We start from the raw sequence: 7445 nt of genomic DNA on the forward strand, positions 1-7445 counted from the left end.
GCAATTCGGGGCGGTTTGAGCGTGCGTCCAACATGGGCGCGATATAGGGCAGGGCGGGGAAAAGGGCAATCGGGGAGTAAGAGCCCCGGATCGCTTGCGATCCGGTTCGCGCCCGACCCCGCCCCCCAGGGCGGGCGCGAAAACGCGCCGCCCTCGGTGCCGGGCGCGAACCTGTGTTATTCTTCGTCTTCGGGGTCGTCGAACATGTCTTTCAGCTTGTCTGCGGCCTGTCCGCTTTTAACCTCTCCAACGATCAGCTTCCCGACGACTGCGCCTGCGCCAAAGCCCAGCGGGTTCATGCCGGAGACAAGGCTGCCCAATGCGCCACAGGTCAGGATGATGCCACTAGGGACCGAGGCTTTACCCAGTGCTTCGGGAGCAAGGTATTTTTTCCACTCTGGAATGGCTGCGCCAGCGAACCGGTCGAACCAAGTTGCGGCTTGCTCGGCTTGTTGTTCGGTGGCCTTGGCGCCTTGCGCGGGTATCGCCTGTAGGAGCGTCTCGATATCCCCGCTCAACTGGTCGAGGAAGGCCAGCAATTCGTCGCGAAATTCGGGGTGGTCGCAGGCAAGCTGGTTGTCGCTGTAGACCTTGAAACGGTATTCCGCGATCTGATCCAGTAGGGCGGCTGAGGTCAGAACCGTGGCTTCGCGGTTCTCGACCAGTTTCTTTTGAATTTGGGTCGCCGTTACCTCATGAGGAGGGTTTGCTTCGGGCACCGGGGTATTGTTCGGCGGCTCGGGATCAGGCCAATGAGGCGGGTGGGTCAGGCCCGGCGGCAGGATGGTGCCGGTATCGCCGTTCATCGAATTGATCTGATCCTGTGTCAGGTAAAATGCCTTAGAAAGATCCGTGTATTGTGGCTTTGCGCGATTTTCTGTGGCGCTGCCCGGGTATCCAGTCCTTACTATTGATCCCTTTAGGTAAGCTCTCCCAAAGTCAGCTCTCCCAAGGTCGGCTCCAATAAGGTTCGCTCCACCGAGGTCTGCTCTTCCGAAGTATACTCCTCCGAGGCTTGCACCGCCTAAGTTAGCTTCTCCGAGATGCGCGTCACCGAGGTAGGCTCCCTCAAGCTGTGCCAATCTCAAATCTGCCGCTCCTAGGTGGGCTCCGCCTAGGTTAGCCGCAGCGAGGTCGGCCATCATTAAATCTGCCCCCTCGAGGTATGCATCTTTTAGATTAGTACCCGCGAGGTTCGCCCCGCTGAAGTTGGCGCCCATCAGTGGAATACTTCCGTGTGCGGTCAAATTACCAGTTTCTTCAAACGCCTCGAAAATATCGAACCCCACAAAGTCTGGCTGGAAGTCTTTGCGTTTCCGCCGGGCATTCCATGCCTCGACGCCTTCCAGCAGCCATTCCAGATGTTGTGGGTTGCCCATCTCTGCCCCTTGGCCTTTTGAAAAACCTTAGGTTGCAAAATGGGGGCTGTAAACGGCCTTAGCCCTTGCCCTCACCCCGAGGGGTGCGCAGGCCCAGCTTTGACAGGACCGAGCTGTCGGCCTCGCTGCCGAAATGCGGTTGCTGGCTGGCGTCGGGCAGGGTGGCGCTGACGTCGCGGGCCAGATCGTCGGGCAGGCGGGCGATGTTCTCGGCGTTCAGCAGCAGGCTTTCGGTCGGGATATACTCGGCATAGATGATTTCATGCCGGTCAAACACCAGATGGAAATATTCGACGAACCCGCCCCGGCGGATAAAGACCGACTCGTCATCGACCAGATCGCGGGCCTTGATCAGCACTTCCGAGGTTTCCGCCAGCCTGCGTTGGCCGCGCCGATAGATGAACAGCCGCTGTTGCTGGCTGACGATCAGGTCAGATTCATTCGACAGCGTGCCTCGGGTGACGACCACCGGCGCGCAGGCCCCGACCGCGCGCACCGTGCGCCGCCCGATCCAGCGCACCGGCTGCGGGCCGCTGTCGCGGGTCAGAACCTTGTCGCCGGGGGCCAGATCCTCGATCGCGCGCTGGGTGCCGTCGGCAAGGGTGATTCTGGTGCCACGGGTAAAGGCGACGGGGGTGATATCGGACAGGCGCACGTCGCCGGTGTCGGGATCGGCGGACAGCAGCGTGTATTGCACGCGCGGCTCGATCGGGGCCAGCGGCAGAAAAAACAGGTCGTCCTGCGCCTGCCGCATGCGGCGGTGACCGATCAACACCAGATCGACCGTGTCGCCATCCGGCGCCATCAGTGTCAGCCGCCCTTGCAACGTCAGCGGATCGCCCGGCGACCCCAGTTCCGAGCCATGCGCAACCCGGTGCTGGGCGCTGCCGGTCTCCATGAACCGGGCCTCTGTTCCGTGGGCGCGCGCGGCGTCGGCGATTGTCACCTCGATGGCGCGGCTTTCGTCATACAGCATATAGACATCGCCAAGGCACAGATCGTCCGTGCCGGTCAGCGGATCGCCCAGATTGGCGCCCGAGACGACCTCGAAATCGGCCGCCGGAAAGATCATCGCCGAATAGCTGGCCGATATGCGGCTGTCATTGCTGTGCGGCACGCTGTTCTCCTGTAGGCGGAATTGCCCGTCGACCCCGGTTGGTCCGGCGTCGTCCCCGATAAAATCGCTGAGATCATAGGCGGGGGCCTGACAGCGGTCAACGCGCGGCGCTGATGCGCATGCGGCCTTTTCCCGGCGGTTCAGGGGTGATAGCCCTAGGGAAAATACCAACTGGGAGAACCGCAATGGATATGGGGATTGCCGGAAAAAAGGCGCTGGTCTGTGCGTCGTCCAAGGGGCTGGGTCTGGCCTGTGCGCGGGCGCTGGCGGCCGAAGGGGTCGATCTGGTGATGAACGCGCGCGGCGCTGAGGCGCTGGAAGCCGCTGCCGCCGCCATTCGCGATGAATTCGGCGTCTCTGTCACCGCTGTCGCGGCCGATATCACCGCGGACGAGGGGCGCGAGCGGGTGCTTAAGGCCGCTGGCCCGGTTGATATTCTGGTGACCAATGCCGGTGGCCCGCCGCCGGGCCTGTGGAGCGACTGGGAGCGCGAGGATTTCATCAAGGCGCTGGACGGCAACATGTTGACCCCGATTGCGCTGATCAAGGCGCTGGTGCCGGGGATGATCGACCGCGGCTGGGGCCGGGTGGTGAACATCACCTCGCAGGCGGTCAAGGCGCCGCTTGGGGTGCTGGGCCTGTCGAATACCGCCCGCACCGGGTTGACCGGCTATGTGGCGGGCACCTCGCGGCAGGTGGCTGGCAGCGGGGTGAATATCAACAACCTGCTGCCGGGGATTCATTATACCGACCGCTCGAAGTCGCTGGATGCGGATGTCAGCAAGGAAAAGGGCATCTCGATGGCCGAGGCCGAGGCGTTGCGCTGTAAGACCATCCCGGCGGGGCGCTATGGCTATCCCGAGGAATTCGGCGCGATGTGCGCTTTCCTGTGTTCGCAACATGCCGGCTTTATAGTCGGGCAGAACATCCTGCTGGATGGTGGCAGCGTGAATGCGACATTGTAAGCGTGGTCTTGTCCGGCGCGGCGGGGGGTGCTATGCCCGCCGCCAATCCCGATAAGTTCTCTCGGGTATGAGGGTATAACGTGAGCGACACCACTCCGCGTTTGGAAATCCGCAGCATCGTGCGCCGCTTTGGTGGCCGCGCGGTGGTGGATGACGTGTCGCTGTCGGTGATGCCGGGGCAGGTGACCTGTCTGCTGGGCCCGTCGGGCTGTGGCAAGTCGACGACGCTGCGGATCATCGCCGGGGTCGATATGCAGGATTCCGGCGAGATCTATATCGACGGCAAGCTGGTCTGCGACACCGTGTTCCGCATCCCGCCTGAACAGCGTTCTGTCGGGCTGATGTTTCAGGATTTCGCGCTGTTCCCGCATCTGACTGTGGCGGGCAACGTGGCCTTTGGCCTGACCGGGCCGCGCGATCAGAAGCGTGCGCGGGTCGAGGAAATGCTGGCCCGCGTCGATATGCTGCGATTCATCGACGATTTCCCGCATAACCTGTCGGGCGGCGAGCAACAGCGCGTGGCGCTGGCGCGGGCCCTGGCGCCGCGGCCGGGGATCATGCTGATGGATGAACCGTTCTCGGGGCTGGACAACCGGCTGCGCGACGACATCCGCGACCAGACCCTGAGCGTGCTCAAGGAAGAAGGCGCGGCGGTTCTCTTGGTCACGCACGAGCCGGAAGAGGCCATGCGCATGGCCGATGAAATCGCCCTGATGCGCGGTGGCAAGATCGTGCAGGACGGCGCGCCCTACAACATCTACAACGCCCCGGTGGACAAGGCCGCGGCGGCGTTCTTTTCCGATATCAACGTGATTCAGGGCCGGGTGCAGGGGCTGCTGACCGACACGCCGTTCGGCCAGTTCATGACTCCGGCGATTTTCGAGACCACCGAGGTCGACATTATCATCCGCCCGCAGCACGTGAAGATCGAGTTCGACCGCAATGGCAACCCGCCGGCGCCAACGCCCGAGAACGGTGTTCCGGCCCGCGCCACGGTCGAGCGCGCGCGGTTCATGGGCGGCGAAAGTCTGGTGGAATTCCGCATGGATTACGACGGCTCGGTGATGAAAGCCACGGTTCCGGGGGTGTTTTTGCCCAAACCCGACACGCCGATGTGGCTGATGATCCGCCGCGATCGGTGCTTTGTCTTCCCGCATCAGGCGTAAGACCGCTTAGACAGGCGTCTTTTTTGCAAGAAAATTGCGAGCTATGCCGAATGGGGCTTTGATCTGGTCGCCAGAGTTCATAAATGTGTTTGGCAGAATTAAATGACAAGACGCGTGGCAGAAGACCCGCGTTTCAGGGAGAACTAAGATGCTTAACAATATCGGCCTGCCGGGCCTGTTGCTGATTGCGGTCGTCGTGTTGGTGCTGTTTGGCCGCGGCAAGATTTCGTCGCTGATGGGCGAAGTCGGCAAAGGCATCACCTCGTTCAAGAAGGGTGTGAAAGAGGGCACAGATGAGCTGGACAATATCGAGAAGGCCAAAGACGTGACCCCCGAAACCGAGAACGACAAGGTCTGAACCTGTTCCTTCTCTTGCTGACGGGGCGGTAAGCAATGTTTGATCTCGGCTGGTCCGAACTGATGGTGATCGGGGTGGTTTCTCTGATCGTGGTGGGTCCAAAAGACTTGCCCGGCATGTTCCGCACGCTGGGCCGGTTCACGGCCAAGGCCAAGCGTCTGGCGCGCGATTTTCAGCGCGCCATGGATGACGCGGCGGATGAGGCCGGGGTCAAGGACGTGACCAAAGACCTGCGCGACATCGCCAATCCGCGCAAGATGGGGCTGGACGCGTTGAAAGACGCGACCGCCGAGTTCGAGAAATGGCAGCCCAAGTTCAAGGACGAGGGCCTGTCCGAAGATCGCGCCGAAGCCGCACGCAAGATCAGCGAAGCCTCGGCCAAGAAGGCGCAAGAGCGCAAGGCGGCCGAAGCTGCCGCCGCAACCGCTGAGGTCGCCCCGGCGCCTGAACCCGCCAAACCGGCCGCTAAAAAGCCCGCCGCCAAGAAACCGGCGGCGAAAAAGCCTGCGGCCAAGGCGGCCCCCAAGACGGCGACCAAGACGACCGCGGCCAAGCCTGCTGCGAAAAAGGCTCCGGCGAAAAAGCCCGCCGCCAAACCTGCGAAAAAGAGTGACGCATGAGCAATGCTGACGACCTGGAAGATTCCAGCGCCCCGCTGATCGAGCATCTGGCCGAATTGCGCACCCGGCTGATCCGGGCGGCGCTGGCCTTTGTCATCGGTATGGTGATCTGCTTTTCGTTCGGCGGCTATATCCTCGATTTCCTGCTGATCCCGATCGAAAACACCATGCGCAGCCTGGGCAACCCGAACCCGGTGATGCAATACACTGCGCCGCAGGAATATTTCTTTACCCTGATCCGCATCTCGATGGTCGGCGGGTTGGCGTTGTCTTTCCCGGTGATCGGCCTGCAACTGTGGCGCTTTATCGCGCCGGGCCTCTATAAATCCGAACGCAACGCCTTTCTGCCGTTCCTGATCGCGTCGCCGGTGCTGTTCCTGCTGGGCGCGTCCTTTGCGCAATTCGTCGTCGTGCCGCTGGCGATGCAGTTCTTTCTGGGCTTTGCCGATCTGCCGTCGATGGTGGCGGCGCTGGTCTCGGGCGAGGCGGCCTCGGGCGAGCCTGACCGTGGCATCGACATCGTGTTCAACGGTAAGGTCAACGAAACCCTTGATATTACGCTGAAAATGATCGTGGCCTTCGGGCTGTGCTTTCAGCTTCCGGTGCTGCTGACCCTGATGGGCAAGGCTGGCCTGACCTCGGCCGCCGGTCTGCGCAGCGTGCGCAAATACGCGGTTGTCGGCATTCTCAGCGTCGCCGCCTTGGTGACGCCGCCGGATGTGACCACGCAGGTGATCCTGTTTACGGTGGTTTACGGCCTTTATGAAATCTCGATCTTCCTTGTCGCCCGCGTCGACCGCAAACGCGAAGCCGACCTGCGCGCTCAAGGCCTGTGGGACGAGGATGACGAAGACGAGGATGACGCCGAGTCCGACGCGTCCAAGCCTGCCGCTGATGAGGTGAACACCGCCTTTACCCCGACCAAAAACGACCCGCTGCTGGACGAATTCGACGCTGAACTGGACGACGATGAAGGCGAGGGCGAGGACGAGGACAAGGAACCGGGCAAGTGATCGATGGCGATGCCCTGACGCGCATCGCCGAGGCGCTGGAACGGATCAGCCCGCCTGCGGTCCCGGCCCCCGATTTCGCCGGGGCTGACGCCTTTGTCTGGCATGTGACACCTGACCGGCTGTCGCCGGTGGCGCGGGTCAACCGCGTTGATCTGCGGCTGCTGCTGGGCATCGACCGGGTGCGCGACATCCTGTTGGAGAACACCCTGCAATTCGCCCGTGGCCTGCCCGCCAACAACGCGCTGCTCTGGGGCGCGCGCGGGATGGGGAAATCATCGCTGGTCAAGGCGGTGCATGCCGAAGTGCGGGCGCAGGATCTGCCACTGAAACTGGTCGAGATCCAGCGCGAGGATCTGCCTTCGGTCGCACGGCTGCTGAACCACCTGCGCGACTCGGATCAACGGTTCCTGCTGTTCTGCGATGACCTGTCGTTCAGCCATGACGATCAGCATTACAAATCGCTGAAGGCAGTGTTGGATGGCGGCATCGAAGGCCGCCCCGACAACGTGGTGTTCTACGCCACCTCGAACCGCCGCCACCTGATGCCGCGCGACATGATCGAGAACGAACGCTCGAACGCTATCAATCCCTCCGAGGCGGTCGAGGAAAAGGTGTCGCTGTCCGACCGGTTCGGGCTGTGGCTGGGGTTCCACCCGTGCAGTCAGGACGAATATCTGGCGATGATCCGCGGCTATTGCGACGCGCATGGCGTGCAGATCGACGATGCCACCCTGCGGGCCGAGGCGATCGAATGGCAAGCCACCCGTGGCAGCCGCTCGGGCCGGGTGGCGTGGCAGTATTTCACCGATCTGGCCGGGCGCCGGGGC

General features: G+C 62.4%; 8 protein-coding genes. 6 read left to right on the top strand and 2 right to left on the bottom strand.

Annotated elements, in window-relative coordinates; genetic code table 11:
- Positions 1-176: 176 nt before the first annotated feature.
- Both ABYW26_RS07875 and ABYW26_RS07880 read right to left on the bottom strand, forming a co-directional pair.
- Positions 177-1379: a pentapeptide repeat-containing protein gene (locus ABYW26_RS07875; RefSeq protein WP_372604225.1), complete on the bottom strand. Its 1203-nt coding sequence runs from the start codon at positions 1377-1379 to the stop codon at positions 177-179.
- A 58-nt stretch (positions 1380-1437) separates the two neighbouring features.
- A complete protein-coding gene (locus ABYW26_RS07880; protein WP_372604226.1) occupies positions 1438-2496 on the bottom strand; it encodes a Hint domain-containing protein in 1059 nt (352 codons plus the stop codon).
- A gap of 185 nt (positions 2497-2681) precedes the next feature.
- On the opposite strand from ABYW26_RS07880, the gene ABYW26_RS07885 reads away from it, so the two are divergent.
- From ABYW26_RS07885 to ABYW26_RS07910, 6 genes are all read left to right on the top strand, one after another.
- Positions 2682-3461: an SDR family oxidoreductase gene (locus ABYW26_RS07885; RefSeq protein ID WP_372604227.1), complete on the top strand. Its 780-nt coding sequence runs from the start codon at positions 2682-2684 to the stop codon at positions 3459-3461.
- 80 nt (positions 3462-3541) lie between these two features.
- Entirely contained in the window at positions 3542-4627 is a 1086-nt protein-coding gene (locus ABYW26_RS07890) for an ABC transporter ATP-binding protein (protein ID WP_372604228.1), read from the top strand.
- Positions 4628-4775: 148 nt separating this feature from the next.
- Positions 4776-4985 carry a twin-arginine translocase TatA/TatE family subunit gene (gene tatA, locus ABYW26_RS07895; protein WP_372604229.1) on the top strand — a complete coding sequence of 70 codons (210 nt, stop codon included), beginning with the start codon at positions 4776-4778 and terminating at the stop codon, positions 4983-4985.
- A gap of 35 nt (positions 4986-5020) precedes the next feature.
- Positions 5021-5605 carry a Sec-independent protein translocase protein TatB gene (tatB, locus tag ABYW26_RS07900; protein WP_372604230.1) on the top strand — a complete coding sequence of 195 codons (585 nt, stop codon included), beginning with the start codon at positions 5021-5023 and terminating at the stop codon, positions 5603-5605.
- Positions 5602-6618 (top strand): twin-arginine translocase subunit TatC, encoded by a 1017-nt coding sequence (gene tatC / locus ABYW26_RS07905; RefSeq protein ID WP_372604231.1) that lies wholly within the window; start codon positions 5602-5604, stop codon positions 6616-6618. Before tatB ends, tatC begins: the two co-directional genes overlap by 4 nt.
- On the top strand, positions 6618-7445 hold an 828-nt coding region (locus ABYW26_RS07910; protein ID WP_372604232.1), incomplete at its 3' end, for an ATP-binding protein. The genes tatC and ABYW26_RS07910, both read left to right, overlap by 1 nt.

The sequence above is a fragment of the Actibacterium sp. genome (assembly GCF_041584535.1).
Lineage (GTDB): Bacteria > Pseudomonadota > Alphaproteobacteria > Rhodobacterales > Rhodobacteraceae > Actibacterium_D.